23 protein-coding genes are annotated in these 25157 nt (G+C 61.3%); 11 read left to right on the forward strand and 12 right to left on the reverse strand.

Features of this window, described 5'->3' with window-relative positions:
- Positions 1-14 precede the first annotated feature (14 nt).
- Positions 15-1697 carry a fatty acid--CoA ligase gene (locus tag ACL0K2_RS18095; protein ID WP_413043166.1) on the forward strand — a complete coding sequence of 561 codons (1683 nt, stop codon included), beginning with the start codon at positions 15-17 and terminating at the stop codon, positions 1695-1697.
- A gap of 19 nt (positions 1698-1716) precedes the next feature.
- On the opposite strand, the gene ACL0K2_RS18100 is transcribed toward ACL0K2_RS18095, so the two are convergent.
- Positions 1717-3798 (reverse strand): ATP-binding protein, encoded by a 2082-nt coding sequence (locus ACL0K2_RS18100; protein WP_336434153.1) that lies wholly within the window; start codon positions 3796-3798, stop codon positions 1717-1719.
- Between the two features lie 74 nt (positions 3799-3872).
- Here ACL0K2_RS18100 and ACL0K2_RS18105 point away from each other — a divergent pair, with 74 nt between their 5' ends.
- The 4 genes from ACL0K2_RS18105 to ACL0K2_RS18120 all read left to right on the forward strand — a co-directional run bounded on the left by ACL0K2_RS18105 (position 3873) and on the right by ACL0K2_RS18120 (position 11400).
- Positions 3873-4517 (forward strand): MBL fold metallo-hydrolase, encoded by a 645-nt coding sequence (locus tag ACL0K2_RS18105; protein ID WP_045160901.1) that lies wholly within the window; start codon positions 3873-3875, stop codon positions 4515-4517.
- Between the two features lie 124 nt (positions 4518-4641).
- Positions 4642-5298, forward strand: a complete 657-nt coding sequence (locus ACL0K2_RS18110) for an OmpA family protein (protein WP_239610871.1) — start codon at positions 4642-4644, stop codon at positions 5296-5298.
- A gap of 152 nt (positions 5299-5450) precedes the next feature.
- Positions 5451-9161, forward strand: a complete 3711-nt coding sequence (locus ACL0K2_RS18115; protein WP_239610869.1) for a CHASE domain-containing protein — start codon at positions 5451-5453, stop codon at positions 9159-9161.
- A gap of 97 nt (positions 9162-9258) precedes the next feature.
- Entirely contained in the window at positions 9259-11400 is a 2142-nt protein-coding gene (locus ACL0K2_RS18120) for a putative bifunctional diguanylate cyclase/phosphodiesterase (protein WP_413043167.1), read from the forward strand.
- A gap of 4 nt (positions 11401-11404) precedes the next feature.
- Here ACL0K2_RS18120 and ACL0K2_RS18125 read toward each other — a convergent pair whose 3' ends face one another.
- The 3 genes from ACL0K2_RS18125 to ACL0K2_RS18135 all read right to left on the reverse strand — a co-directional run bounded on the left by ACL0K2_RS18125 (position 11405) and on the right by ACL0K2_RS18135 (position 15835).
- A complete protein-coding gene (locus tag ACL0K2_RS18125) occupies positions 11405-12313 on the reverse strand; it encodes an acyltransferase (protein ID WP_239610867.1) in 909 nt (302 codons plus the stop codon).
- 133 nt (positions 12314-12446) lie between these two features.
- The gene (gene pta / locus ACL0K2_RS18130; RefSeq protein ID WP_045160906.1) at positions 12447-14543 is read right to left on the reverse strand and encodes a phosphate acetyltransferase; all 2097 of its coding nucleotides are present in this window, start codon (positions 14541-14543) and stop codon (positions 12447-12449) included.
- Positions 14544-14647: 104 nt separating this feature from the next.
- The gene (locus ACL0K2_RS18135; protein WP_239610866.1) at positions 14648-15835 is read right to left on the reverse strand and encodes an acetate kinase; all 1188 of its coding nucleotides are present in this window, start codon (positions 15833-15835) and stop codon (positions 14648-14650) included.
- A 238-nt stretch (positions 15836-16073) separates the two neighbouring features.
- Between ACL0K2_RS18135 and ACL0K2_RS18140 the strand changes: the two genes are divergently transcribed.
- The 4 genes from ACL0K2_RS18140 (at position 16074) to ACL0K2_RS18155 (ending at position 19068) form a co-directional block, all read left to right on the forward strand.
- Complete coding sequence (locus tag ACL0K2_RS18140) at positions 16074-16559, forward strand: FKBP-type peptidyl-prolyl cis-trans isomerase (protein ID WP_045160908.1); 486 nt, start codon at positions 16074-16076, stop codon at positions 16557-16559.
- A 109-nt stretch (positions 16560-16668) separates the two neighbouring features.
- Positions 16669-17151, forward strand: coding sequence for a glutathione peroxidase (locus ACL0K2_RS18145; protein WP_239610863.1), 483 nt, complete (start codon positions 16669-16671; stop codon positions 17149-17151).
- Between the two features lie 141 nt (positions 17152-17292).
- On the forward strand, positions 17293-17889 hold the full coding sequence (locus tag ACL0K2_RS18150; protein ID WP_045161100.1) for a TetR/AcrR family transcriptional regulator: 597 nt from the start codon (positions 17293-17295) through the stop codon (positions 17887-17889).
- A gap of 69 nt (positions 17890-17958) precedes the next feature.
- Entirely contained in the window at positions 17959-19068 is a 1110-nt protein-coding gene (locus ACL0K2_RS18155) for an NADH:flavin oxidoreductase (protein WP_413043168.1), read from the forward strand.
- Between the two features lie 82 nt (positions 19069-19150).
- Here ACL0K2_RS18155 and ACL0K2_RS18160 read toward each other — a convergent pair whose 3' ends face one another.
- From ACL0K2_RS18160 to ACL0K2_RS18175, 4 genes are all read right to left on the reverse strand, one after another.
- Entirely contained in the window at positions 19151-19762 is a 612-nt protein-coding gene (locus ACL0K2_RS18160; RefSeq protein ID WP_413043169.1) for a flavodoxin family protein, read from the reverse strand.
- A 57-nt stretch (positions 19763-19819) separates the two neighbouring features.
- Positions 19820-20578 carry a sulfate transporter CysZ gene (gene cysZ, locus ACL0K2_RS18165; RefSeq protein WP_413043170.1) on the reverse strand — a complete coding sequence of 253 codons (759 nt, stop codon included), beginning with the start codon at positions 20576-20578 and terminating at the stop codon, positions 19820-19822.
- Positions 20579-20808: 230 nt separating this feature from the next.
- Complete coding sequence (locus ACL0K2_RS18170; protein WP_413043171.1) at positions 20809-21168, reverse strand: HopJ type III effector protein; 360 nt, start codon at positions 21166-21168, stop codon at positions 20809-20811.
- Positions 21165-21458, reverse strand: a complete 294-nt coding sequence (locus ACL0K2_RS18175) for a DUF1244 domain-containing protein (protein WP_045161101.1) — start codon at positions 21456-21458, stop codon at positions 21165-21167. The genes ACL0K2_RS18170 and ACL0K2_RS18175 overlap by 4 nt, the downstream gene beginning before the upstream one ends.
- A gap of 146 nt (positions 21459-21604) precedes the next feature.
- Between ACL0K2_RS18175 and ACL0K2_RS18180 the strand changes: the two genes are divergently transcribed.
- Positions 21605-21976: a sensory rhodopsin transducer gene (locus ACL0K2_RS18180; protein WP_045160914.1), complete on the forward strand. Its 372-nt coding sequence runs from the start codon at positions 21605-21607 to the stop codon at positions 21974-21976.
- A gap of 9 nt (positions 21977-21985) precedes the next feature.
- Here ACL0K2_RS18180 and folX read toward each other — a convergent pair whose 3' ends face one another.
- From folX to ACL0K2_RS18195, 3 genes are all read right to left on the reverse strand, one after another.
- Positions 21986-22360, reverse strand: coding sequence for a dihydroneopterin triphosphate 2'-epimerase (folX, locus tag ACL0K2_RS18185; protein WP_239610857.1), 375 nt, complete (start codon positions 22358-22360; stop codon positions 21986-21988).
- A 15-nt stretch (positions 22361-22375) separates the two neighbouring features.
- A complete protein-coding gene (gene folM, locus ACL0K2_RS18190; RefSeq protein ID WP_413043172.1) occupies positions 22376-23086 on the reverse strand; it encodes a dihydromonapterin reductase in 711 nt (236 codons plus the stop codon).
- 111 nt (positions 23087-23197) lie between these two features.
- Positions 23198-23845: a PilZ domain-containing protein gene (locus tag ACL0K2_RS18195; protein ID WP_045160917.1), complete on the reverse strand. Its 648-nt coding sequence runs from the start codon at positions 23843-23845 to the stop codon at positions 23198-23200.
- A gap of 218 nt (positions 23846-24063) precedes the next feature.
- Between ACL0K2_RS18195 and ACL0K2_RS18200 the strand changes: the two genes are divergently transcribed.
- Positions 24064-24516 (forward strand): flavodoxin, encoded by a 453-nt coding sequence (locus ACL0K2_RS18200; RefSeq protein ID WP_045160918.1) that lies wholly within the window; start codon positions 24064-24066, stop codon positions 24514-24516.
- Positions 24517-24539: 23 nt separating this feature from the next.
- Here ACL0K2_RS18200 and ACL0K2_RS18205 read toward each other — a convergent pair whose 3' ends face one another.
- Positions 24540-25142: an ACP phosphodiesterase gene (locus ACL0K2_RS18205; RefSeq protein ID WP_239610853.1), complete on the reverse strand. Its 603-nt coding sequence runs from the start codon at positions 25140-25142 to the stop codon at positions 24540-24542.
- Positions 25143-25157 lie beyond the last annotated feature (15 nt).

Here is a 25157-nt window from a genome sequence, read left to right on the forward strand (position 1 = left end):
TAACAGGAAGCCCTATGTTGCAGACCCGAGTGATCAAACCCGCCGCGAATGCCTACCAGTATCCCCTGTTGATCAAGAGCCTGCTGTTGTCGGGCCAGCGTTATGAGCGCACTCGTGAGATCGTCTACCGTGATCAGGTGCGTTTCGACTATCGCACCCTCAATCAGCGCATTGCCCGGCTCGCCAACGTACTGACCGCCGCCGGGGTCAAGGCGGGTGACACCGTGGCGGTCATGGACTGGGACAGTCATCGCTACCTCGAATGTATGTTCGCCATCCCGATGATTGGTGCGGTGGTTCATACCATCAACGTGCGCCTGTCTCCGGAGCAGATCCTCTACACCATGAATCATGCCGAAGATCGCTTCGTTCTGGTCAACAGCGAATTCGCGCCCCTGTATCAGGCGATCGCCGGGCAGCTCACCACGGTCGATAAAACGCTGCTGATTACCGATGCCGATGACAAGACCTGCGATCTGCCCAACTGCGTGGGCGAGTATGAAAGCCTGCTTGCCGAGGCGCAGCCGCACTACGATTTCCCGGACTTCGATGAGAACTCGGTGGCGACGACCTTCTACACCACCGGCACCACCGGAGATCCCAAGGGCGTTTATTTCACCCATCGCCAGTTAGTCCTGCATACCCTTGCCGGAGCGATAACGGTCGGCTGTCGCGAGAATCCCCAGCTGATGGCGGCGGGCGACGTCTACATGCCGATCACGCCGATGTTCCACGTGCATGCCTGGGGGCTGCCGTACGTGGCGACGATGATGGGCCTCAAGCAGGTCTATCCTGGGCGCTACGATCCAGAATTGCTGATCGAGCTGTGGCGCAAGGAGAAGGTCACTTTCTCGCATTGCGTGCCGACTATCGTTCAGATGCTGCTCAACGCCAAGGCGGCGAAGGGCACGGACTTCAACGGCTGGAAAATCACCATCGGCGGCAGTGCGCTGACCCGTGGTCTCTACGAATCAGCCCGTGCCTGCGGCATGCAGCTGGTGGCTGCCTATGGCATGTCGGAAACCTGCCCGCTGATTTCCGGTGCCCATATCAATGATGAGCTGCGTGAGGCCAGCGAGGACGAGCAGAGTAGCTACCGCCTCAAGGCTGGGGTGTCGGTGGTGCTGGTCGATGCCGCCATCCAGGCACCGGACGGCAGTTTTCTACCAGCCGACGGCGTATCCCAGGGCGAGTTGGTGCTTCGGGCGCCCTGGCTGACTCAGGGCTATGCCGGCAATCTTGAAAAGAGCGAAGAGCTATGGGCTGGCGGATGGCTGCATACCGGCGACGTCGCGACCGTCGACGAGATGGGTAACATCGACATTCGCGATCGCATCAAGGATGTCATCAAGACCGGCGGCGAGTGGGTTTCCTCGCTGGCGATTGAAGGCTTGATCAGTCGTCACGAGGCTGTACGCGACGTGGCGGTGGTGGGTGTGCCTGACGAGCGCTGGGGCGAACGCCCATTCGCCCTGGTTGTGCTGTGCGAGGGCAAACAGCTCGATGCGCGTACGCTGCAGCGCTTTCTCGAGCCTGCGGTGGAGCAGGGGCAGATCAATAAGTGGGCGATTCCGCAGCAGATCGCGGTGGTAGCTGACATTCCCAAGACCAGTGTCGGCAAGCTGGACAAGAAGCGTATCCGGGTCGACATCGCGCGCTGGCTGGAAGAGGGCAGTCACGCCATCTCCTCGATCTAGCAACGAGACGGGAAAGGAGCTAGGCGTCGTCTGGCTCCTGACCGGGCTCCAGCATGCTGCGGACTTTGTCTTCGAGGTTCGAGATGCTGAACGGCTTGGTCAGGACCTCGTAGTCGTACGAGGCGTTGCTGCGCTGTAGCACCGAGCTCTCGGCGTAGCCGGTGATGAATAGCACGCGCAAGGACGGCCGCTTTTCCCGGGCGGCATCGGCGAGTTGCCGCCCGTTCATGCCGCCGGGCAGCCCGATATCCGATATCAGCAGATCCAGATGTGCATCGCTCTCGAGAATGCGCAGGCCGCTGGGACCTTCCGCCGCTTCCAGGGTGTTCAGCCCCATTTCCTGCAGCACCTCCGTCACCAGCATACGGACGTTTGGTTCGTCATCCACCACCAGAACGGTACGCCCTTCGACCGAAGCGGGTGGCAGGTCCGTAGTGGACGGCGCATGCAGGCTGGTCGACTGGCCGTGGTGGCGGGGCAAGTAGATCCAGACACTGGTGCCTTCGCCCACCGTGCTCTCGATACGCACGCCTCCGCCCGATTGCTTGGCGAAGCCGTAGACCATGGATAAGCCGAGCCCCGTACCTTCGCCCAGAGGTTTGGTGGTGTAGAACGGATCGAAGACGTAGCCGAGCTTTTCCGGAGGAATGCCGACGCCCGTATCGCGGACGCCGAGTGCGACGTACTCACCGGATTGCAGGCCGATTTCCTGGGCGAGCGGCTCGTCCAGTCGCAGGTTTTCGCTGATCAGCGTCAACTGACCACCATCAGGCATCGCATCGCGGGCGTTGATGGTGAGGTTCAGCAAGGCGTTTTCCAGCTGGTTGGTGTCACAGAGGGTGAGCCAGAGTTCGTCCGACAACTGCGTCGAATAGCTCACCATTGGCCCGATGGTGCGTTGCAGCAGCTCCATCATGCCTTCTATCAGGGTGTTGAGATCGGTGGGGCTGGGGTCGAGCGTCTGGCGTCGTGAAAAAGCCAGCAGGCGGTGGGTGAGCGCGGTCGCGCGAGTGGCGGAGGTCAGCGCGCTGCGGATATAACGCTGCAGGTCGTCGGTGCGGCCCTGATCCAGGCGAACCGATAGCAGCTCCAGCGAGCCGATTACGCCCGCCAGGAGGTTGTTGAAATCGTGCGCCAGGCCGCCGGTCAGCTGGCCGACCGCTTCCATTTTCTGCGACTGCCGCAGCGCCGCCTCAGTCTTGGCGCGTGCTGCGACTTCAGCGTTGACGCGCTGCTCGAGGGTTTCGTTGAGGCGGTGCAGTGCTCGTTCGGTACGCTTGTGCTGAGTAATGTCGAGACAAGCACCGACCATGTATGAGGGTCTGCCGTTGGCGTCGGTGAAGGTCTGGCCCTTGTCGAATATCCAGCGCTCGTTGCCCTCCGGCAGTCTGACCCTGAATTGCATCTCGAAATCGTCCCCGTAGCGTGCACAGCGCTCGCACTGCTGGGCGATGCTGTCCCGATCATCAGGGTGGATCGTGTCGAGAAGGTCGTTGAGCCAGCCTGAGGTCAGGCCCTCCAGGCCGAACAGGCGCTGCATGGGCAGGTCCATGTCCAGGCGATTGTTGCGCAGATCCCAATAGAAAGTACCGGTGCCGGAGGCCAGCAGTGCCGCGTTCAGGCGCTCGTCGCTCTCGCGCAGGCGTAGCGCCGCAGACTCCTGCTCAAGAAGGCTTTCGGTGACGTCTTCGGCCTGGTGGATGATGTAGCTGACCTGGCCTTGTTCATCCAGCACCGGCACATTGACCACGTCCCAATAGCGATTTTCGTCACGGGTGCCTTCGCCGTGCGGACGCCGCAGTGGATAGCCGACCGTCTTGAGGTGTTGTAGGCGTCCGGTGCGCGCGACCTCCGCCAACGATGCGCGCAGCAGATCGTAGCCGGGGGACGTTGACACCGAGGCGTCGCCGCCGTGATAGGCCTCGAACAGCGGGCGGCCAATGATGTCTTCACGACGCGCCATGGTCGCTCGCAAGCGCTCCTGGCTGGCGGCGACCATGGTGTAGTCGGCATCGTTGGCAACCACGAGGACGATTCCAGGCAGGGCATCGAAGATGCGCTGCAGATCCGCTATGTCGATGGCTCGGCTCTCCGTCTGAATGACACGTCTGCGTGTGCCGTATAGGTTAGTAGTGGCTGTTTTGCGGAAAAAATTCGGTTACCTGAGGAGTCAAGGTGCTAGACAAAGGCCATACGTTGATCAGTGAAACCTTTCCCGTCGGTCCGCTGCAATGCAATTGCACGATCATTGGCGATTCGTTGACGGGCCGGGCCGTCGTCGTGGACCCGGGCGGCGATCCGGAGGTGATCCTTGCGCGAATCGATGCCCTGGGATTGAAGGTCGTCAATGTCATTCACACCCATGCGCATCTGGATCACTTCCTCGCGTCCGGGCAGATCAAGGAGCGAACCGGCGCCACCTTGCACCTGCACAAGGACGACCAGTTCCTCTGGGACAGTCTTGAGCAGCAGTGCCGGCTGTTCGGGGTACCCTATACGCCGGTGCCGGCCCCGGATTGCTGGTTGGCCGACGATCAGGCACTGGCCTGCGGCTGTGGCGTCGCGCTCCACACGCCGGGCCATACGCCGGGCTCGATGTGCTTCTGGTTCCCTGACGTGAAGTTGCTGGTTGCCGGGGATACGCTTTTTCGCCGTGGAATCGGCCGGACCGATCTCTGGGGTGGCGATTATGCCACCATCGAGCGGTCGATCAGACAGAGGCTGTACTGCCTGGACGAGGACGCGACTGTCATCACTGGGCACGGACCGCAAACGCGGTTGGGTGACGAGATGCGAGAGAACCCTTTTGTCCGTGCTTAATTCGTCGTGGGTTCGTCGGCACGTTCCGGTTCTACTGCTGGCTGAGTGTTAACCTAGCGGCGCATTTCAGCCTGCGGACGTGTAGTCCCGGCAGGCTGGCGTCCCGCAGATGAAGGAAGTCACCATGAAAAAACTCAGCAATCTGACCGCATTCGCCGCCACCATCGCACTGCTGGCCGGCTGTACCAACAACCCCTACACCGGCGAACGAGAAGCGGGCAAGGCGGGCATCTACGGTGGCATCGGCGCGGTCAGCGGCGCAGTGATCGGCGCCGCTACCTCCAGCAAGAAGGACCGTGCCAAAGGCGCCCTGATCGGCGCGGCGGTCGGCGGCGCCGCCGGTGGCGGCTATGGCTACTATGTCGATACCCAGGAAGCCAAGCTGCGCCAGACCCTGCAGGGCACCGGGGTTCAGGTCCAGCGCGAGGGCGACAACCTGACGCTGATCATGCCGGGTAACATCACTTTCCCGAGCAACTCGGCAGATATTTCCAGCAGCTTCTACCCGACCCTGAACTCCTTGGTTCAGGTGTTCAAGGAATTCAACAAGAACGGCATCGACATCGTTGGTCATACCGACAGCACGGGCTCGCTACAGCTCAATCAGGATCTGTCCAACCGTCGTGCGCGGAGCGTTGCCGCCTACCTGGAAGGCAACGGCGTGGCCGCGTCTCGAATCTCATCCTTCGGGGCCGGTCCGAGCCAGCCGATCGCCAGCAACGATACCGCTGCTGGGCGTGCACAGAATCGGCGTGTAGAGATCAATCTGCGCCCTCTGTAAGCGACCTTGATAGGCGAGCCGCAACGGCTCGTCTATGCCATTTAAGTGACGTCATTTTTCCCTCTTTTCTTCATCTGTCATTGAACCTCTCGGCAATCCACGACTCTGAAGCTGGTGACAAACGAGCCATGTGGTGGCATTGAGGAGGTCGAATGGATGATCGTTCTGCTCTCCATTCTCGTAAGCCTTGGCTGCCATTGGTCGTGACGTTGGCCTTGATGGCCGGGCTTGGAGGATGGGTCGTCTGGCAATGGCAGGTACAGGAAGCACGGATCCGCGCGGAGCAGGCGCAACGATTCAATCTGGCGGTCAATGACGTCGAAAGCAACCTGCGCGAGCGCATGCGCGCGTACGAGATGGTCATGCGTGGCCTAGCCGGTCTTTTCGTTGGCAGCGATACCGTCAGTCTGGACGATTGGAACCGGGCCTCCGATCAGCTTCAACTGCAAGATTTCTACCCCGGCATCCAGGCGATCGCCCTAGCTCGATACGTGCGTGCGGATAACCTGGCCTCACTGCTCACGGAGATGCGTAACGAGGGTCGCAGCAATTTTCGTATGTACCCGGCTGGCGATCGCGACGAGTACCTGATTACGGATTTCATTCACCCGCTCGATTGGCGCAATCGTCGCGTGCTGGGCTTCGACATGCTGAGCGAAGAGACTCGGCGAGAAGCCATCATGGCGGCGCGCAACATTGGCACGCCGATGCTCACCGGACCGTTGCGACTCAAGCAGGAAACCGAACAGAACGCCCAGGTGGGCATTCTGCTTTACCTTCCGCTGTACCGGGTCGGCGCTCCCGTCACGACCCTGGAAGAGCGCCAAGCAGCCTTTGCCGGCACGTTGCACGGGGCTTTTCGACTGACCGATCTGATGGAAGGTGTGCTGGGGTCGCGCAGCAAGCTGTTCCAGCTGCAGCTGTTCGACGCCGCCATACCAGACGAACCGCTGCTGGTGGGCCGAGCGGCGGTGAGCGATGATGCGCGCTTTCATCGCACCCGCAATATCTACATGTACGGTCGCAGCTGGCAGCTGCAGGTGGGCAGCACGCCCGAATACGAAGCCATCCTGAACAGAAGCAGCGGGGCCTTCAACCTGGCGGCCGCCATGACCGCCGCGATCTTATTCTCCCTGCTGATCGGTGGCTACCTGTATTTGCGCGAGCGCGCACTGCGCAGCAGTCAGGCGTTAGGTGCGCAGCTGCAGGAGCGCGAGGCTTGGTTTCGTCAGTTGATCGAGCAGTTGCCGGTGGCAACCTTGCTGTGTAACGACCAGGGCCGAATAGAGCTGGCGAACCAGAGCGCCGCGGCACTGCTGGGGAGCAGCGCCGGCCTGCTCGCGGGTGAGCGCCTCAATCGTTATGTTCCCGGTGCGCTGGTAGATTCCACCGGTGGACCGCGGTTGGAGGCCACTCATCAGGAGAGCCAGGCGCTACGCGAAGATGGCACGCCGATACCGGTTTCGCTGAGCCTGACCAGCTTCAGGCGCGATAACGCCATTTATCATTTGCTCAACCTGGTTGATCTTCAGCAGCGCAAGCGTGACGAAGAGCGGTTTCGCAATGTGGTCGAAGCGTCGCCGAACGCCTTCCTGCTGTTCGACCACGACGGTCGAATCGTCATGGTCAATCGGCAAACCGAGCTGCTGTTCGGCTATAGCCGGCAAGAGCTGCTGGGTCAGCCGGTAGAACTGCTGATCCCCGAGTCGATGCGCAAGATCTATCACGAGGTGCGCTACCGTTTCGGGCAGGATGCTGAATCACGCCGTCTGGGCGAAAACCGCGAACTGTTCGGTCGCCATCGGGATGGTCATCTGTTGCCCGTGGAGGTTGGCCTGTCACCGCTGCGCAGCGGTGAAGAACAATTGGTGCAGGCCGTGGTGATCGATATCGGCCATCGCAAGGCCGCCGAGCGGCGTTTGCGTGATCAGGCCAATGAGCTGGTCGTCGCCAACCGCTATAAATCCGAATTCCTCGCCAACATGTCCCACGAGCTGCGCACGCCGCTCAACAGCATCCTGATCCTCAGCGACCAGTTGCGGCAGAACGCCGCGAGCAACCTGACCGAAAAGCAGGTGCGGCATGCCGACATCATCCATCGTGCCGGTCATGACTTGCTGCAACTGATCAACGATGTACTTGATCTGGCCAAGATCGAGGCCGGTCATATGCAGATCAAGCCGGAGCCGGTCAACCTGGCCGAGCTGTTGGCTGAGTTGGTGGCCGGACTCGAGCCGATGGCCGAGCAGAACGGCCTGACCCTCGGCTCTCGAATCGACCCGGATGTGCCGGTCTCGATCATCAGTGATCGCGCCCGTCTGCAGCAGATCCTGCGTAACCTCATCACTAACGCCTTGAAGTTCACCGAGCAGGGCTCCGTGGACATCCATGTCTCGCAAAAACCTGCCGAAAATCCCGTCGGCGAAGATCTTTTGCAGATCTGCGTGACCGACACCGGCATCGGCATTGCCGAAGACCAACATGAACGGATCTTCCAGGCGTTCCAGCAGATCGATGGTTCGATCAGCCGACAGTACGGCGGCACAGGACTTGGCCTGGCCATCGCGCGGCAGCTGGCCGAAGTGCTCGGCGGCGGCATCCGGCTCAGGAGTGCGCCGGGCCAAGGCTCCAGTTTTACCGTCGAACTGCCCCTGAAACTGGCGACGACCACGGAGGTCCGGACGCTACGGCCGTCCCAGCGTCGCGGCCAGGGCGGCGGTTTATTGATTGTCGAGGACGACGCCGATTTCGCCTCCGTGGTAGCTGAGGTTGGGCAATCCCATGGTTTCCCCAGCGTGATTTGCGGTACCGGGCAAGAGGGGCTGGAGGCACTCGAGCAGGACCGCTTCGCGGCGGTCATTCTCGACATCCTGCTGCCGGACATCAGCGGTTGGCAGGTTCATCGTGTGCTGCGCTCCGACTCTCGGCACCAGGACACGCCGGTATACATCATCTCTTGCGTACCGCAGCCGCAAGGCTGGTCGGATGACGGCTCGCACTACCTGCTCAAACCTGTGGCTCAATCGGAGCTGGAGCGGCTGTTCATCGATCTGGCGCGTCAGGAAATCAGTTCGATGCGATTGCTGTTGGTCGAGACGGACCCTGAGCGGCGTCGGCAACTGCGTGAGCATTTCGAGCGTCTCGGCTACCGGGTCACCGAGTGCCGGCGCAGCGAGGAGGCCAGGCTGGCCTATGCCGAGCACAGCTTCACGGTGCTGATCATCGACTTCGATCTACCCGGCGAGGATGGCCTGGATCTGCTCGAAGCGCTGGATCGCCTGCGCTCGCTGAAAGATGTGCGTGTGATATTGAACAGCCGTGAACCGCTTTCGGAAAAGAATCTACAGCGACTTCGGCGCTATTCGTCGGTTGCGTTGTCAAAAACAGAGGAATTGGAGCATATGGAAGATGCATTGAAGCCCGCCGCAGCCGAGCCTGCGCCGCTGGGCATGGATGAAGTGGAACATCCTCTACTGGGTCAGCGGGTGCTGCTGGTGGATTCGGATGTGCGATCGATCTACTCCATCAGCGCCATGCTCGACGAGCAGGGGCTGCAGGTGGTGCCGGCCACCACGCGTTCCGAGGCACTTGAACGATTCGATGAAGATGCATTCGATTTGGCATTGGTGGACATGGCTATGCCGGACAATGGCGGTCCTGCACTGATCCGGCAGCTCAGAAACGACTATGGTTGTCAGGTGCCAATCGTGGCACTGGCGGTTGGTGACGATCCGACCGTCAGGGATCAAAGCATCGCCGCGGGTGCGGACGATGTGTTGTTCAAGCCGGTCGAAAATCCCAGGTTGGTCGACCTGCTGCGGCGTTGCCTCGAGCAGGCTGATGGCCCTGGCGAGAGCCCATGAAGGAGAAGTGTGTGACGCATTGTTCATGCCGGAGTGGCGCCTCTATCGACGCCATCGTGGTCGGAATCAACTGTGCATCGGGTAGGAGAGTCAGGTGATGGGCCGGGTACAAGCCAAATCACAGCCTCGTACCCGGACGTTGCTGGTCGTCGATGATCGCGAGGCGAATCTGGTTGCGATGGAGGCCTTGCTGGGCGACGGCGACTGGCAGGTGCACACGGTCAATTCCGGCGAAGCCGCGCTGCAGGCGCTGCTCGATCTGGATGTGGAGCTGGTACTGCTGGACGTGCAAATGCCAGGTATGGACGGCTTCGAAGTCGCTCGCCTGATGCGTGGCAGCCCGCACACGCGCTACACCCCGATCATTTTCGTCTCGGCCATCGCGCATACCCGTGAGTCGGTATTGCGGGGATATGCGACGGGGGCGGTTGATTTCATCCTGAAACCCTTCGATCCACAGGTGCTCAAGCACAAGATCAACACGCTGCTCAGCCACGAGCACAACCGGCGCGATCTGCAATTGCTGACCCAGCAGCTCGACAGCGCGCGGGCACTCAACGCCTCGGTGCTGAACAACGCCGCCGAAGGCATTCTGGTGGTGGGCGAGGATGGCTACATCAACTTCGCCAACCCGGCGATCGCACAGATGCTGCACACCAGCGTCGACGATCTACAGGGCACGGCATTGGTCGATCATCTCGCCGCGCCGCAAATGCCCGAAGCCTGGCGCGACACCGAGTTCTACAAGCAATGGCGTAGCGGCAATACCTTCCGTCTGCACGAGGCACAGCTGTATACCGCCAACGGCGGCACGCTGCCGGTGGCCTTGTCTGCGTCACCACTGCCTCGTCAACAGCGATCAATGGTGGTGATCGCCCTGGACATGTCGGTGGTGCGCAATCTGCACGTGCAGCTGGAAACCCAGGCGGTGACCGACTCGCTGACCGGCTTGCTGAATCGGCGTGGCTTCCACCAGGCGCTGGATTCGGCCTTGGCGAGGGTTGACCGGAACGGCAAGCGCATGGCCATCCTCTACATCGACCTGGACGGCTTCAAGCGTATCAACGATTCGCTGGGGCACGATGCGGGCGACGAGATTCTCTGCCGCGTGGCGCGGGTGCTGGAAACCTGCATGCGGCCCTACGACATTATTGCCCGCATGGGCGGCGACGAGTTCACCGCATTGCTGGATTCGCTCGATCATCCGGAAGACGCTGCCAAGGTGGCGGAAAAACTCATCGAGCTGATTTCGGTCCGGCATACCATCGGCGGTACCGACGTGACGCTCGGCGCCAGTATCGGTATCGCGCATTTTCCGGATTGCGGCCAGAGCGTCGAGGAGTTGCTGCGTTCAGCGGACATGGCCATGTATGAAGCCAAACGCAACGGACGGCAGCAGTATCGGTTTTTCTCCAACGAAATGAACGGCCGCGCCCATGCGCGCCTGATGATGGAGGAGAATCTGCGCAGCACCATCGACCGCAATGGCTTCGGCTTGGTCTACCAGCCCCAGATCGTGCTCGAAACAGGCGAGCTACGCGGCTTCGAGGCTCTGCTGCGCTGGGATTACAGCGGTCGCGGTGAAGTCGAACCCAACGTGTTCATTCCCTTGCTGGAAGAAACGCGGCTGATCGACCGGGTCGGTAAATGGGCTCTGCGCGAGGGCCTGGCTCAATGTCGTGACTGGCGTGAGCGATTCGGTGAAAAAATGATCCTGAGCTTCAATGTCAGCCCGGTTCAGTTCGGCCGGGTCGGCTTGATCGATGAATTGCGTCGCCTGCTCGACGAGTCCCAGCTTGATCCTCGCCAGCTGGAACTGGAGGTCACCGAAGGTGCGCTGATGCAGGATCTGGAGCAGAGCTGCGACAAGCTCCGGCAACTGCGGGAGCTGGGCGTAAGGGTGGCGGTGGATGACTTCGGCACGGGCTATTCGTCACTGGCCTACCTGCGGCACTTCGATCTGGATACGCTGAAGATCGACCGCCTGTTCATCGCCAATATGCTCGATTCGCCCCGCGATGCCGCGGTGGTCAGCACCATCATCGACCTGGGGCGCAACCTGGGGCTGGAAGTCATCGCCGAAGGCGTCGAAACAGCGGCTCAACGCGATTGGCTGATTGCCAATGGTTGCCAAGTGATGCAGGGCTTTCTGGTAGCGCCGGGATTGGCCGTCGAGGATGCATTGGCGTTTCCGCGGACGGTCGACTGGGCGAAGCTCGATCACCAGGTGCGCGATTAGGCCGTCAGCGACTCGGCGGGTATTGCCGATGTAGCGTTTCGAGCAGGGCGTCCTTGTCGCTCCAAAGCTCGTTGACCCATTCCTGGAAGTTCAGTCGATAGCGCTCGTCCTGATCGTAGCTGCGATGCAGGAACTCGGCCGGAATGGCCCGTGAGTCGATGCGCATCACTACCCGTCCGATGCGGCCGCAGAGCAGGTCCCAAAAGCTGGGATTGCCGTCCGGGTAGTGGATGGTGATGTTGATCAGTGCGGTCAGCTGCTCGCCCATGGCGTCGATCACGAAGGCGACGCCGCCGGCTCTGGGTTTGAGCAGATGGCGGTAGGGTGAAGCCTGCTCGTCATGCTTGTCCTGGGTAAAGCGTGTGCCTTCGAGAAAGTTGAATACCGACACCGGATTGGTCCGGTAGCGCTCGCAAGCCTTGCGGGTCGTGGCCAGATCCTGGCCACGTTTTTCCGGATACTTGGTCAGATACTCCTTGGTGAAGCGCTTCATGAAGGGGAACTCTAGCGCCCACCAGCACAGACCAATGACGGGTACCCATATCAGCTCCTGCTTGAGAAAAAACTTCAGAATCGGCATGCGTCGATTCAACTGGTATTGGAGCATCAGGATATCGGCCCAGCTTTGGTGGTTACTGGTGACGAGATAGGAGTGTTGCATGTCGACCTTTTCCAATCCTTGCACATCCCATTGCGTGCGCCGCACCTGATCCATCCAGAAGCCGTTGACCGCCATCCAGGACTCGGCGATCCAATGCATGCCGAAGCGCAGCGCACGCTGGACGCGAGGGATCGGCAGTGCCAGTTTCAGCAACGAAAGCGCGAAAAGGGGCCAGCACCAGAACAGCGTATTCAGCGCCAGCGTCAGGCCGGCAAGGACGCCGCGGAAGGGAGCAGGGAGGACATTCAGCATCGATTGGCTCGTATACCCGTCAATTAAGGCGGCAAGAGTACCGATTGCGCGCTGGACTGCAAGACGAATACGCCCAGCGAAAGGTGTTGCGACCTACCCAGCCGCGATGGGCCGGGCAGGTCGGATCAGCGGATCAGGCTTTCTGGCTGTCGGCCTGCAAGGCGGTGAGGGCGATGGTGAATACGATGTCATCCACCAATGCGCCGCGGGACAGGTCGTTAACCGGCTTGCGCAGGCCTTGCAGCATGGGCCCGACGCTGATCACGTTGGCGCTGCGCTGGACCGCCTTGTAGGTGGTATTGCCGGTGTTCAGATCGGGGAAGATGAATACCGTCGCCTGGCCCGCAACCAGACTGTTCGGCGCTTTCTGCTTGCCGACGCTGGCAACCGAAGCGGCGTCGTACTGCAGTGGACCGTCGATCGGCAGGTTGGGTGCACGCTCCTGGGCGATGCGCGTGGCTTCGGCAACTTTCTCCACCTCGGCGCCGCTGCCGGAGGTGCCGGTGGAATAACTGATCATCGCCACGCGTGGATTGACGCCCAGGGCGACGGCGGATTCGGCGCTTTGTAGCGCGATCTCCGCCAGTTCGGCAGCGCTCGGGTTGGGATTCACCGCGCAGTCGCCATAGACCAGCACCTGGTCCGGCAGCAGCATGAAGAATACCGACGACACCAGGCTGTAGCCCGGTGCGGTCTTGATCAACTGCAGCGCCGGGCGGATGGTGTTGGCCGTGGTATGCACGGCGCCTGAAACCAGGCCGTCCACTTCATCGAGCGCCAGCATCATGGTGCCCAGCACCACGGTGTCCTGAAGCTGTCCACGTGCGTCCTCGGCGGTCAGCCCCTTGGCCTTGCGCATCTCGCACATGGGCTCGACGTACCGGTTGATGATCAGCTCCGGATCGAGGATTTCCAGGCCGGACGGCAGCGTGATGCCTTGTTCGCGGGCGACCGCCTGGACTTCATCCGGCTTGGCCAGGAGCACGCAACGGGCGATTCCGCGCTCCTGACAGATCGCCGCAGCACGGATGGTGCGCGGCTCGTTACCTTCCGGCAGCACGATGCGCTTGTTCGCCTGTTGGGCGCGCTTGACCAACTGATAGCGGAACGCCGGAGGCGACAGTCGCAACTCGCTACGCGGTACGCTGAGGCGTGTATGCAGCAGTTCGGGCTGCAGGTGCTGGGAGATGAAATCGGTCACCTGGCTGGCGCGTTCGATATCGTCCGCCGGCGTTTCCTTGTTCAGCGCGAACAGGTTGGTGGCCGTGTCGTAGGAGCCAGTCTGCACGGTCATGACGGGCAGGCCGCCGTCGAGCGCAGCCTTGCACAGGTCGAGGATGCGCGGATCCGGGGCGAAGTCGCTGCACAGCAAGAGGCCCGCCAGTTCGACGCCATTGAGCGATGCCAGGCTCGCGGCCAAGATGATGTCGTCGCGATCGCCGGGGGTAACCACCAGCACACCCGGCTGGAGCAACTGCACGGTGTTGGGGACAGCACGGGCGCAGAGGACGATCTTGCTGATGCGACGCCGTTCGGCTTCGCCGGCATGGAGCACTTTGGCATCCAGCAGCTGGGCGATGTCCCGGGTACGCAGGGCGTTCAGTTGTTCGGCGTAGGGAACGGCGCCGAGCAACTGGAAGTCCGCGGTGCCGAGCAGTGGTAGCTGTTCCTTCAGGCGATCGATGAACGCAGGCACACCGTCGTCGCACTTGATCTTGTTGAGCACCAAGCCGAGCACCTTCGGATCCTTGGCACCACCAAACAGCTGCGCCTGGATCTCGATGCGCTCGGCCATGCGTTTGAGCGTGTCGCTACCTTGCGCAGCGATCAGAATGACTTCCGCGTCCAGGCTTTTGGCCAGATGGGTGTTGATCCGCGAGGTGTGGTTGAACTCCCGCGTCGGCACCATGCCCTCAACGATCACCACATCCTTGCCGGCGGCTACTTCCTGATAACGGCTGACCACGTCTTCTAGCAGGAGATCGAGCTCGCCATCGGCCAGTTGACGCTCCACCTGTTCCAGCGGCAGTGGCTCCGGTGAAGCGATATTCAGGGTGTTTTCCACCAGCACACAGGAACGTTCGCGGCCTTGGTCGAGCGGAAAGGGCTGGGCGATGGGCTTGAAGAAGCCGACCGTCAACCCGGCACGTTCGAGTGCCCGGATCAGACCGAGGCTGACGGAATTGAGGCCGCCACCAAAACCACAGGGGGCGAGGAAGAGCGTATGCATGGTGATCTCCTGTCGAGCGAAGGGCGATGGCGCTGTCGAATCGACTAAACCCGACGCCCCTTACGGTCGCCGGATTTTGCAATGCAATCCGTGTCGGCGCGTTGTCAGGCGTCAAGCAGAGCTAGGGTGTCCAGCGCGATCTGACGTTCCTCGTTGGTGGGCACCACCAGAACCCGCGGGCTGCCCACTGCCTGGATTTCGCCACCGACGCCGCGGGTGCAGCGTGCGTTAGCCGCTTCGTCCAGCTTGAAGTTGAACAGCTTGAGATGCTCGAGGGTACGGCTGCGCGCGGCTGCCGAGTTCTCGCCGATACCGCCGGTGAAGATCAGGCCGTCGAGCTTCGGCAAGGCGCAGGCCATGCTCGCCAGCGATTTGGCCAGGCGATAGCAGAACACCTCGAAGGCCAGCGTGGCGCCCGGATGGCCGGCAACGCGGGCTTCGTAGAGCGTGCGCATGTCGTTGGACAGGCCTGACAGGCCCTTGAGGCCGCTGTCATGGTTGAGTACGCGATCGATCTGCTCGAGGCTCCAGCCAAGGGTCCGGTTCAGGTAACTGTGCAGATTGGGGTCGACGTCGCCACTACGCGTGCCCATCACCAACCCTTCCAGCGGGGTCAGTCCCATGCTGGTGTCGCGGCTTTCGCCATTGACGATGGCGCAGGTCGAGCAGCCGTTACCCAGGTGTGCGGTCAGCCAGCAGCTGTCATCGACCGGCAGCCCGGTCATCTCGGCGGCGCGCTTGCTGACATAGTTGTGGCTGGTGCCATGGAAGCCGTAGCGGCGTACACCGTGCTCCTTGTAGAGAAATTCTGGCACGGCGTAGCGGAAGGCGTGCTCGGGCATGCTCTGGTGGAAGGCCGTGTCGAATACGCTTACCTGTGGCAGACCTGGGAAGAGCGCAATGGCCGCGTCGATGCCGACCAGGTTGGCCGGATTGTGCAGCGGGGCCAGCTGAGCGCTGTCGCGGATCGCCTGGAGCACGTCCTCGTCGATCAGGCTGGAGCCGGTGAAGTGCTCGCCGCCATGAACCACCCGATGGCCGATGCCGTCGAGCTTGCCGCCTGCAGCGTCCTGTGCCAGTGGCAGCAGCTGCTCCAACGCAGCACGATGGTCGGCTCCCGGGATATCTCGGCTCTGCTTGGCGTCTCCCAGCTGCCAATGAAGCACCGCTTCCGGACTGCCGAGGCGTTCGGCCAGGCCTTGCAAAGGGAAGGTCGCTTGCGTTTCGTTGACCAGTGCGAACTTGATCGACGAACTGCCGCAGTTAATCACCAGGATGTTTCGAGCCGACATCGGTGTTCCTCTGATGCGTATTAATTGTTGAAATACATCACTTAGCTTGCGGCGCGGATTCTGGCATAGGCCATGACGAACCGATGTTCTCCAAAGGTTGTATGCGGCACCGCCAGAGGCAGGGGCTACGGATGTTCGTCAAGTCTGCTGCTGGTCCCGTTTATCCGGGCTCGGTTCGCAATCGACGCTGCTCGCGGTTAAACTTTGGTATCACATTCCCCAGCAAAGGTTTCACCTCATGCAGATTGCCGCTAAGAAGGCTGTGTCAATCGACTACACACTCACCAACGACGCCGGTGAGGTGATCGACAGCTCTGCCGGCGGCGCGCCGCTGGTTTACCTGCATGGCGCAGGCAACATCATCTCCGGTCTGGAAAAGGCGCTGGAAGGTAAGCAGGGCGGCGACGAGGTAAAGGTCGCCATCGAGCCGCAGGATGCTTACGGCGAGTACAGCCCGGAGCTGGTCGCCACGCTCAACCGCGCTATGTTCGAAGGTGTCGACGAACTGGAAGTCGGTATGCAATTTCATGCATCCGGCCCGGACGGCGGCATGCAGATCGTCACTATCCGTGATGTCGAAGGTGACGACGTGATCGTCGACGGTAACCACCCGCTGGCCGGGCAGCGTCTGAATTTTGAAGTCAAGATCGTCGATGTGCGTGACGCCACCGAAGAAGAAATTGCCCATGGTCACGTCCATGGCGAAGGTGGTCACCAGCACTGACGGCTCGCCGCCAGGCGAGTGAGTGGCGGCAAGGTTCGATCCAGATCGATCGACCTATGGAAGCGCTTCGGTATGCCGAAGCGCTTTTTTACCCTCTGGAGAAGAGAGAATGAGCGCGTTCCACCAGTTGGTCCTACCCGGTATCGCTGGGCAGGAGTTGCCCCTAGCGCCGCTGAAAAATCAGGTGACGCTGGTGGTCAATGTGGCATCCGAGTGCGGGTTGACCCCGCAGTACGCTGGCCTGCAGGCGCTGCATGAGCGTTATCTGGATCGTGGTTTCGGCGTACTGGGTATTCCCTGCAATCAGTTCGCCGCTCAGGAGCCGGGCAGCGATGCGCAGATCCTGCAGTTCTGCAGCGGAACCTACGGCATCAGCTTTCCGTTGAGCAGCAAACTCGAGGTCAACGGGCCACAGCGGCATCCGCTGTACCGGATCCTGGCCGGCGAGGGTGCTGACTTCCCAGGAGACATCAGCTGGAACTTCGAGAAGTTCCTCGTCGATAAGGACGGTCGCGTGCTAGCGCGTTTTTCGCCCCGTACCGCCCCAGACGATCCTGCCTTGATTCAGGCGATCGAAAGCGCGCTCGCCTGACCGGATGCATCTTCTGCGCAGCGGCATCATCGCTGCGCTTATTCAGTTCATTTCCGTCACTCCATCGCTGCGATCATGGCGGCGCAATAAGCGCCATGGATGATGCTGTTTTCGCGAGACGACCGGTCATATGCTCAGGCCATGAGCAACCAAGCCCGAATCGACAAGCGTGAACTGATCCTTGCCAAGGGTGCCCAGGTGATGACCTTGCGTGGCTATCACGGCACCGGTGTCCTGGAAATCGTCCAGGCGGCCGGCATTCCCAAAGGCTCCTTCTATCACTACTTCGCCAGCAAGGAAGATTTTGCCCTGCAGGCGCTGGAGCACCTCTACCAGCCGCGCCTGGAGCGCTATCAGGTCGCGCTCGCCAATTCCGCGCTGAGTCCGCGTGAGCGAATCCTTGGCTACTACGCCGAACTGGTCGCTCATTTCGCCCGCCAGGAACGCCCGCAGTATCACTGCTTCATTGGCAGCCTGAGTTTCGAGATGGCCGAACTTTCCCAGCCCATAGGGCAAAAGGTCGAAGCGGTTCTGTCGCGTTCGGCCGCAATCCTAGCGAACTGCCTCGAGCAGGCTCGACAGGTCGGTGAAATCGATGCGCATACCGATTGCCAAGCATTGGCCGAGTTCGTCGGCAATGCGTGGGAGGGTGCGCTGCTACGCATGAAAGTAGGCGCGCGCGCCGCGCCGCTGGAGAATTTTCTGACGCAACTGGAACGTCTGCTGACGTTCCGCTGATTTTTGTAGCGAGCGGCAAGACGACCGGTCGCTTTATTGCTTCTGCGATGAATTAACGAGGAGATAACAATGACTGCTGCCTTGAATGCCCTGTTTCAGCCGTTCCAGCTCGGCGATCTGCAATTGCCGACTCGCGTGGTGATGGCGCCGATGACCCGGTCCTTCTCGCCGAACGGCGTGCCGACCACCGATGTCGTCGAGTACTACCGCCGCCGTGCCGCATCGGGCGTTGGGTTGATCATCACCGAGGGCACCACGGTCGGGCACAAGGCCGCCAATGGTTATCCGCATGTGCCGCGCTTCTATGGCGAGGACGCCCTGGAAGGCTGGAAGACGGTGGTTGAGGCCGTACACGCGGTCGGTGGCAAGATCGTTCCGCAGCTCTGGCATGTTGGCAACGTCCGCCGCAAAGGCACCGAACCGGAGGCGGAAGTGCCGGGCTACGGGCCGATGGAGAAGCTCAAGGATGGCCAGGTCGTCGTGCATGGTATGAGCAAGCAGGACATTCAGGAGGTGATCGCGGCGTTCGCTCAGGCTGCTGCAGATGCCAAGGCGATCGGCATGGATGGGGTCGAGATTCACGGTGCGCATGGCTACCTGATCGACCAGTTTTTCTGGGAAGGCAGCAATCAGCGCACCGACGAATACGGCGGCAGTCTGGCTAATCGCTCACGCTTCGCCGTCGAGCTGATCGAAGCCGTTCGGGCCGCAGTGGGTGCGGGTTTCCCGATCATCTTCCGCTTCTCGCAGTGGAAACAGCAGGACTACACCGCACGTCTGGTGACCACGTCAGAGGCGCTCGGCGAGTTCCTGGCGCCGTTGTCGGCCGCCGGCGTGGACATTTTCCATTGTTCGACACGGCGTTTTTGGGAGCCTGAATTCGAAGGTTCCGACCTCAACCTGGCGGGCTGGACTCGTCAACTGACCGGCAAGCCGACCATCACGGTAGGCAGCGTGGGACTTGACGGTGAATTCCTGCAATTCATGGTCAAGACCGACAAAGTGGCACAGCCGGCGAATATCGAAGGCTTGCTGGAGCGTCTGAACAAGCAGGAATTCGATCTGGTAGCGGTGGGACGTGCGTTGATCTGCGATCCGGACTGGGCACTGAAAGTCCGGGAAGGTCGCATGCAGGACATTCTGCCGTTCAGCCGTGAGGCGCTGAAGACCCTGGCCTGACCCCTGCGATCATTGAAGCGGTGATCGAGCCGCTTCGCAGGATCGCGTTGCACCGGCCCAAGGAGTGGCCGGTGCAACCGTATTAGCCCGACGCGCCTGGATAGTCCGCTTGCTTGAGCAGCTTGGCCAGATGAACAGCGTTGCGTGCAAGCATCGCGTTGGTCTTGGTGATCTTCTCACCGGGATGATCGAGGTCCTTGTAGTCAATTGAACCCATCGCCTGCCCGACCCAGTAGGTACAGCCATTGGCGGGAATGCTGAAGCCCACATCGTTCAGGCCTTGAAACAACTCGGCCACCACGTGGTGGGCGCCGTCCTCATTGCCCACCACGGCTACGCAGGCGACTCGACCGTAAGACACCATGCGCTGCTGCTCATCCACTTCGCCGAGAAAGGCATCGAGCCGCTCGAGTACTCGTTGGCATACGCTGGAAGGATGACCCAGCCAGATCGGTGTACCCAGCAGAAGGATATCGGCGGCAAGAATCTTTTCGCGGATCGCCGGCCAGGCGTCGTTCGGACCTTCGTCGGAGGTCACGCCCGGCTCGATGTTGAAATCCACCGCGCGTATCTGCTCACAGGCCACACCGAACTTTTCCAGTTCGCGCTCGGTCTGGCTTAGCAGCAGGCCGCAGGACGAGTCGTTGGGGGATCGCTTGAGCGTGCAATTTATCGCCAATGCGCGAAGTGCCATTTGCGAGTCTCCTGAATCCGAGGATGTCCGGATCTAGACAGCCCAGCGATTCGCAGTTCACTCCGGTGTAGCAGGCACCACATGCTTCTTTCCGCCCTCGCGCACCCAGAACAGCGTCGCACCGGCCACCGCCGCCGGCATGATCAGCAGGTTAAGCACAGGTACGAGCAACGCAGCATAGGTCACCGCGCCGAAGCTCAGGCTCTTCCAGCGCCGCTGACGCAGCCACGCCATCATCTCGATCCAGCTCATCTTGTTGTTGTCTGCCGGATAGTCGATGTACTGCACCGCCATCATCCAGACGCCGAACAGCAGCCACAGTGGGGCGGCAAAGAGATTGACCACAGGGATGAACGAAAGGATCAGCAGCGCAATCGCGCGAGGTGCGAAATAGGCCAGTTTGCGTGCTTCGCGACCGATGGTGCGCGGCAGCATCGCCAGCAGCTCGGCCCAGCTGAACGGCGGGGAGCTGTCCTCGCCGCGCGCGACCGTTTCGACTTTTTCGGCAAGAAACCCGTTGAATGGAGCGGCGATGATGTTGGCGAGCAGGGTGAAGGTAAAGAACACCATCACCAGCACCAGCACCACGAACAGGGGCCAGAGGATGTATTCCAGAAACATCAGCCACTCCGGCAGACTCGGCATGAAGGCATCGACCCAGCCGCTGAACTGGCGTAGAGCGAGATAAATGAGCCCACAGAACAGCAGCAGGTTGACCGTCAGTGGCAGGATGACGAACAGCCGTAGCCCCGGGCTCAAAATCAGTTTCAGACCTTCGCGCAGGTACTGCGGGCCGGAAAGGGCGGCGATGGGCATAGGGAACACTCCGGATGGGACGGTCCGGACCTTACCGGCTTTGTCCGGGCGGGAAAAGCCCGGCGGCGGCTTGGGCTGTCCAATAGCGGTTGCTTATGCTGGCAATGGAGATTGAACAATGGCCGGCGTTGCGCCTGGCGATCAGACTTGGCCTCGAAAACGCTTCGTTGTTTCAGGGCCGTCCGCTATCAAGCCTTCCCCGAGTGCCTGGCCGGCCCTTTTTTATTGCCTTATTTCTCGTCGAAGTGAATCGGTTTACGCCTCAGCGGCTGCTGATCGAAGCGCACCCCCGGGAGCCCGGTATCCATCAGAGCCCGGATATTGCGATGGTCAGTCCCGCTGGGGTTTTCCAGCACCGCTTGATAATGCTCACCGAACGCCAGCAGCGCCTCTTCGGTGGTGAAGCCTTCCAGTACGGCCAATCCAAGCGTCTTGCACGAGCCTTCGTTTTCTCCGGCGGCGTTTTTCACGTCGCCGTTGAAGAAGCGGCTTGGCTGGTAATCATAGGCATTGGCGATGAAGGCCAGCGTCTCGCTGAAGGGGTGGTTGCGATTGCGCAGGCTGGCGCGGAAGTCTCTGAGACTGGTCATGACTTCTGGCTCTTGTCGAAGGCGGCCTGCTGCTCGGGTGTCGCGTCCTTCTGGTAGCGCTTCTTCCATTCGGCGTAGGGCATGCCGTAGACCTCCTCGCGTGCTTCGTCGATGCTGACTTCGATGTCCAGGTCATCGGCGGCGGCCTTGTACCACTTCGACAGACAGTTGCGACAGAAACCGGCCAGGTTCATCAGGTCGATGTTCTGGGCATCCGGGCGGCTGCGTAGATGCTGGACCAGGCGGCGGAAGGCGGCGGCTTCGAGTTCGGTGCGTTCTTGATCGTTCATGTTCATGGGTCTCGGCATTGCAGACGTGTCTGGATCATAACCTCCCACGGAGGCCCTGAGCCAGATGCCGGCAGGGAACTTTAGCGTGCAGATCCGCCTCCGCTGAACAGGTTGGCCAGCCAACGATTCAGCAGAGGAGATCGGACGTGATCGGAAAAAGACATTGGGTAATTGCCGAGGGCTACTTGCCAGCGTTGGGACCGAAGCCCGACGAGCCGGCGCTGCGCAGTCATGAGACGGCCTGCATTCTCAATGCGGGTCCGCTGGAGGCGATGATCGAGTTGACGCTCTACTTCGCCGATCGCGAACCGGCCGGCCCATACCAGATAAGGGTGCCCGGGCGGCGCACGCTGCATCTTCGTTTCGATGATCTGCAGGTCCCGGAGAGGGTGCCCCGCGAGACCGATTACGCCAGCGTGTTTGTTTCGAGTGTGCCGGTGGTCGTCCAGCACACCCGGCTGGATGCCCGCAGCGGCGACCGTGCGCTGATGACCACCATCGCCTACGGCAGCGACTGATGCGGCGGTTCAGTCGCGATGGGAGGCCAGGGTGATCGATACCGATTCGGCGAAGCGCAATGCGTGTGGCTTGTCGACTTCGACCTCGGCGTAACGCACTTGTGGATGCGCCATCACCAGATCGAGGATCTCCTGGGTGAGCCGTTCGAGGAGGGCGAAGCGGTTGTCCTCGACGTGCTGGATGATGGCCTTGGTAATGGTGCGGTAGTTCAACGCGTGCTCGATGTCGTTGTCGCGTACGGCGTCGGCCGCCGGATAAAGCATCGTCAGGTTGATCAGAATGTCCTGCTTGTTGAGGATTTCCTCTTCCTTGATACCGATGAAGGTGCGTAGTCGCAGGTCTTTGACGCGGATGCGCGCCATGGCGGGTTCCAGTCTAGGCATGGGATTCCTTGGCAATCAGATCAGATGACGGCCACCGTTGACGGTCAGCGTGGTGCCGGTGACATAGGGATTATCCAGCAGATAGCGCAGGCTCTGGTAGATCACTTCGGCGCCGGGTTCGATACCTAGCGCGGATTTGGCCAGCGCCTTGCGCCGATACGCCTCGTCGTCGCCCTCGTTGAACTGTATCAGGGCCGGCGCGATGCCGTTGACCTTGATGGTTGGCGCCAGGCTGGCCGCAAACGAAAGGGTGAGGTTGTCCAGTCCGGCTTTGCTGGCCGCGTAGGCGATGTGCTTCTTGCTGCCTGCGCGGGTGACGTCGTCGCCAATGTGGATGATGTCCGCCGCGCCGCCGTGTCGCAGCAGCTCGGCGCAATGGAGGTTGATCAAGTAGGGCGCGAGCATGTGCACTTCGAACATGCGCTGGAATACCTCGGCTTCCTCTCCCGGTGTCTCGGGATGCCAGTCCGAGGCGTTGTGAACGATCGCGCGCAAGGCGCGGGTTTGCTGTTTCAGCGCCGCCACGAAAGCATGGATGCCTGCCGCGCCGGAAAAATCCGCCTGCAGCGTCACTGCGCCGCGATCGCGTAATCGTTCGAGGCTGAGACGGGGGGTGCGGTAGGTGACGATCACCGGCTGGCCATCATCAAGCAGTCGCTCTGCGCAATGCAGACCGATGCGCTGGCTGGCGCCGGTAATCAGGATCGGGGCCGTTGGTTGGGGCATGCTTTTCACTGAGGTTCGGCTGTCGAGGGGGTACGCATGGCCGTCAGCTTACCTTAGGGCGCGCTACCGTACCTTAGCCGACGTACTCGCAAACGGCACGCTGCGATGCCGCTAGGAGGGTTCGGGCGCGTCGGCGAGCGTTTCCGTCGGGAGTTCCGGCTGCAGCTCCGGATGCAGGCGCTGGTGCTGTTCGTAGAGATACGAGCGAATGCGCTCGGCGTCCCTGTCCCGTGGGTATTCGACTTCGTAGGCGGTCATGCCGCCCTCGGCTTCGCGAATCCGGTGTGCGTCGATCTCGAGCGAGCCCTCACCCGGAAGCGCCAGGTGCAGGTGAAGATGCTTGGGCGCCTTCCGTTTTGGTCCCGCGTCCACCAGCAGGCCATTAGGGGACAGTTCATGAACGCTCAGCGCGGTTTCGTTACCGTCGTTGGAAAGCAGCGGCAGGGGCTCATCCAGGTGCAAGCGCCAGGCGCGAAGCACCGGCCCGCGTTCGTAAATGGTCGGCGGTGCAAGCTGCAGCTGGATCGCCTGAAATTCGTCCTGGTTCAGTTGCAGGGGAAACGACATGCAATAGTCTTCGAGCTCGGCTTCAAGCGTCAGATTGGCTTTTGCTGCAAGCTGCAACAGTAGTCCGTTGGCCTTCTCGCCACCGTCCACGCGAAAGCCGGGCCGTGCTTCACCCGGCTCGACTGGCGAGCCGCTCACGAGTTCGTTGATGTACGCCAGCTCGGCGCTGGTGAGAACGGTTTTCTTTGCCATCCCGATTTCCCCCTCAAGGGCAGCAGGACAGGCCTACCCATGCCTTGAACGCTCCGGTGCCTCGGCGCCGCGAGATCCTCTACCAGGACGGCCTTGCGACAATGTTTTCGTCAATCAGTTCCTTGCAGCACGCCTTGATGGCGAGTGTAGATCGCGCGGTCGGGTACAGAGGCCGAATACGGCATAATGCTTCGCTTCAATTCGCAACGGAGCCCACCATGAAAGTCGCCATCCTCTCCGGCACGGTCTACGGCACCGCCGAAGACGTCGCTCGCCATGCCGCATCATTTCTGAAAGCGGCGGGTTTCGACACCTGGCACGACCCGCGTGCGCAACTGGCGCAGATCGTCGACTTCGCGCCGCAAGCGCTGCTGGTGGTGACGGCCACCACTGGGATGGGTGAATTGCCCGACAACTTTGTCCCGTTGTATTCGGCCATTCGCGATCAGTTCCCGGCGTGGCAGGGCTTGCCGGGCGGCGTCATCGCGCTGGGCGACGCCAGTTATGGCGATACCTTCTGCGGCGCCGGTGAGCTAGTCCGAGAACTGTATGCCGAGTTGGGCGTGCGCGAGGTGCAGGACATGCTGCGTCTCGATGCCAGCGAAACGGTAACACCTGAAAACGATGCGGAGCCTTGGCTGGAACGCTTCGCTGCAGCTCTACGGGGCTGAGTGCATTTCGCGGCGAGCGCCGATTATTTCAGCTGATCGACCGCGCTCCGGCTGGTGCCTTTGAGCCGCGCAAAATCCTGCAACTGCGGATAGAACTCGCGGAAATCCTGCTGGAGCGGCAGGTATAGCCGTTCCAGCTCGGCGACCCCGCCCGCCAACCCTTCCGGGCGCGACAGTCGTCGACTCATTCCGGCCACCACCTGCTCCATTACGGCGAAGTCCCGGTAACTGCCGAGCCAGTCCTGAGCCGCCATGCGGGGCGCGATAAATGCGAGCTTGCCGGGGAGCTCGGCCTCGTCATGTAGCACCTGATAGACCCGCGCGGTGAATCGCTGCAGGGGTTCTTCGGCATAGTCATGCCAGTGCGCGGCCAGACAGTGGTCAAAAAACAGGTCGATCAATATCCCCGCATAACGCCGCCGCTCACTGGGAAAGCGCTGCTTGGCTTGCAGCACCAAGGGATGGCTGTCGGTATAGACGTCGATCTGCCGGTGCAGGCGTATTCCAGCTTCGATGTCGGCAGGCCAGCGGCCTTGCAAGGGGCCTTTGACGAAGTCGCCGTAGAGACTGCCGAGCATCTCGCCGGGCTGCGAGCCGCCGAGATGCAGATGTGCGAGATAGTTCATGCGGCCAGTCTAGCA

Source organism: Pseudomonas sp. YJ42 (assembly GCF_047225135.1).
Classification (GTDB): domain Bacteria; phylum Pseudomonadota; class Gammaproteobacteria; order Pseudomonadales; family Pseudomonadaceae; genus Stutzerimonas; species Stutzerimonas stutzeri_E.

Bases quoted from the DNA above. Each gene is read 5' to 3' on its own strand.
- folX (WP_239610857.1), bottom strand. From the start codon at position 22,360: ATGCCTAGACTGGAACCCGCCATGGCGCGCATCCGCGTCAAAGACCTG.
- ACL0K2_RS18115 (WP_239610869.1), top strand. From the start codon at position 5,451: ATGGATGATCGTTCTGCTCTCCATTCTCGTAAGCCTTGGCTGCCATTG.
- ACL0K2_RS18160 (WP_413043169.1), bottom strand. From the start codon at position 19,762: ATGGCACTTCGCGCATTGGCGATAAATTGCACGCTCAAGCGATCCCCC.
- pta (WP_045160906.1), bottom strand. From the start codon at position 14,543: ATGCATACGCTCTTCCTCGCCCCCTGTGGTTTTGGTGGCGGCCTCAAT.
- ACL0K2_RS18135 (WP_239610866.1), bottom strand. From the start codon at position 15,835: ATGTCGGCTCGAAACATCCTGGTGATTAACTGCGGCAGTTCGTCGATC.
- folM (WP_413043172.1), bottom strand. From the start codon at position 23,086: ATGCCCCAACCAACGGCCCCGATCCTGATTACCGGCGCCAGCCAGCGC.
- ACL0K2_RS18170 (WP_413043171.1), bottom strand. From the start codon at position 21,168: ATGACCAGTCTCAGAGACTTCCGCGCCAGCCTGCGCAATCGCAACCAC.
- cysZ (WP_413043170.1), bottom strand. From the start codon at position 20,578: ATGCCCATCGCCGCCCTTTCCGGCCCGCAGTACCTGCGCGAAGGTCTG.
- ACL0K2_RS18110 (WP_239610871.1), top strand. From the start codon at position 4,642: ATGAAAAAACTCAGCAATCTGACCGCATTCGCCGCCACCATCGCACTG.
- ACL0K2_RS18125 (WP_239610867.1), bottom strand. From the start codon at position 12,313: ATGCTGAATGTCCTCCCTGCTCCCTTCCGCGGCGTCCTTGCCGGCCTG.
- ACL0K2_RS18145 (WP_239610863.1), top strand. From the start codon at position 16,669: ATGAGCGCGTTCCACCAGTTGGTCCTACCCGGTATCGCTGGGCAGGAG.
- ACL0K2_RS18140 (WP_045160908.1), top strand. From the start codon at position 16,074: ATGCAGATTGCCGCTAAGAAGGCTGTGTCAATCGACTACACACTCACC.
- ACL0K2_RS18200 (WP_045160918.1), top strand. From the start codon at position 24,064: ATGAAAGTCGCCATCCTCTCCGGCACGGTCTACGGCACCGCCGAAGAC.
- ACL0K2_RS18205 (WP_239610853.1), bottom strand. From the start codon at position 25,142: ATGAACTATCTCGCACATCTGCATCTCGGCGGCTCGCAGCCCGGCGAG.
- ACL0K2_RS18120 (WP_413043167.1), top strand. From the start codon at position 9,259: ATGGGCCGGGTACAAGCCAAATCACAGCCTCGTACCCGGACGTTGCTG.
- ACL0K2_RS18195 (WP_045160917.1), bottom strand. From the start codon at position 23,845: ATGGCAAAGAAAACCGTTCTCACCAGCGCCGAGCTGGCGTACATCAAC.
- ACL0K2_RS18175 (WP_045161101.1), bottom strand. From the start codon at position 21,458: ATGAACGATCAAGAACGCACCGAACTCGAAGCCGCCGCCTTCCGCCGC.
- ACL0K2_RS18150 (WP_045161100.1), top strand. From the start codon at position 17,293: ATGAGCAACCAAGCCCGAATCGACAAGCGTGAACTGATCCTTGCCAAG.
- ACL0K2_RS18155 (WP_413043168.1), top strand. From the start codon at position 17,959: ATGACTGCTGCCTTGAATGCCCTGTTTCAGCCGTTCCAGCTCGGCGAT.
- ACL0K2_RS18095 (WP_413043166.1), top strand. From the start codon at position 15: ATGTTGCAGACCCGAGTGATCAAACCCGCCGCGAATGCCTACCAGTAT.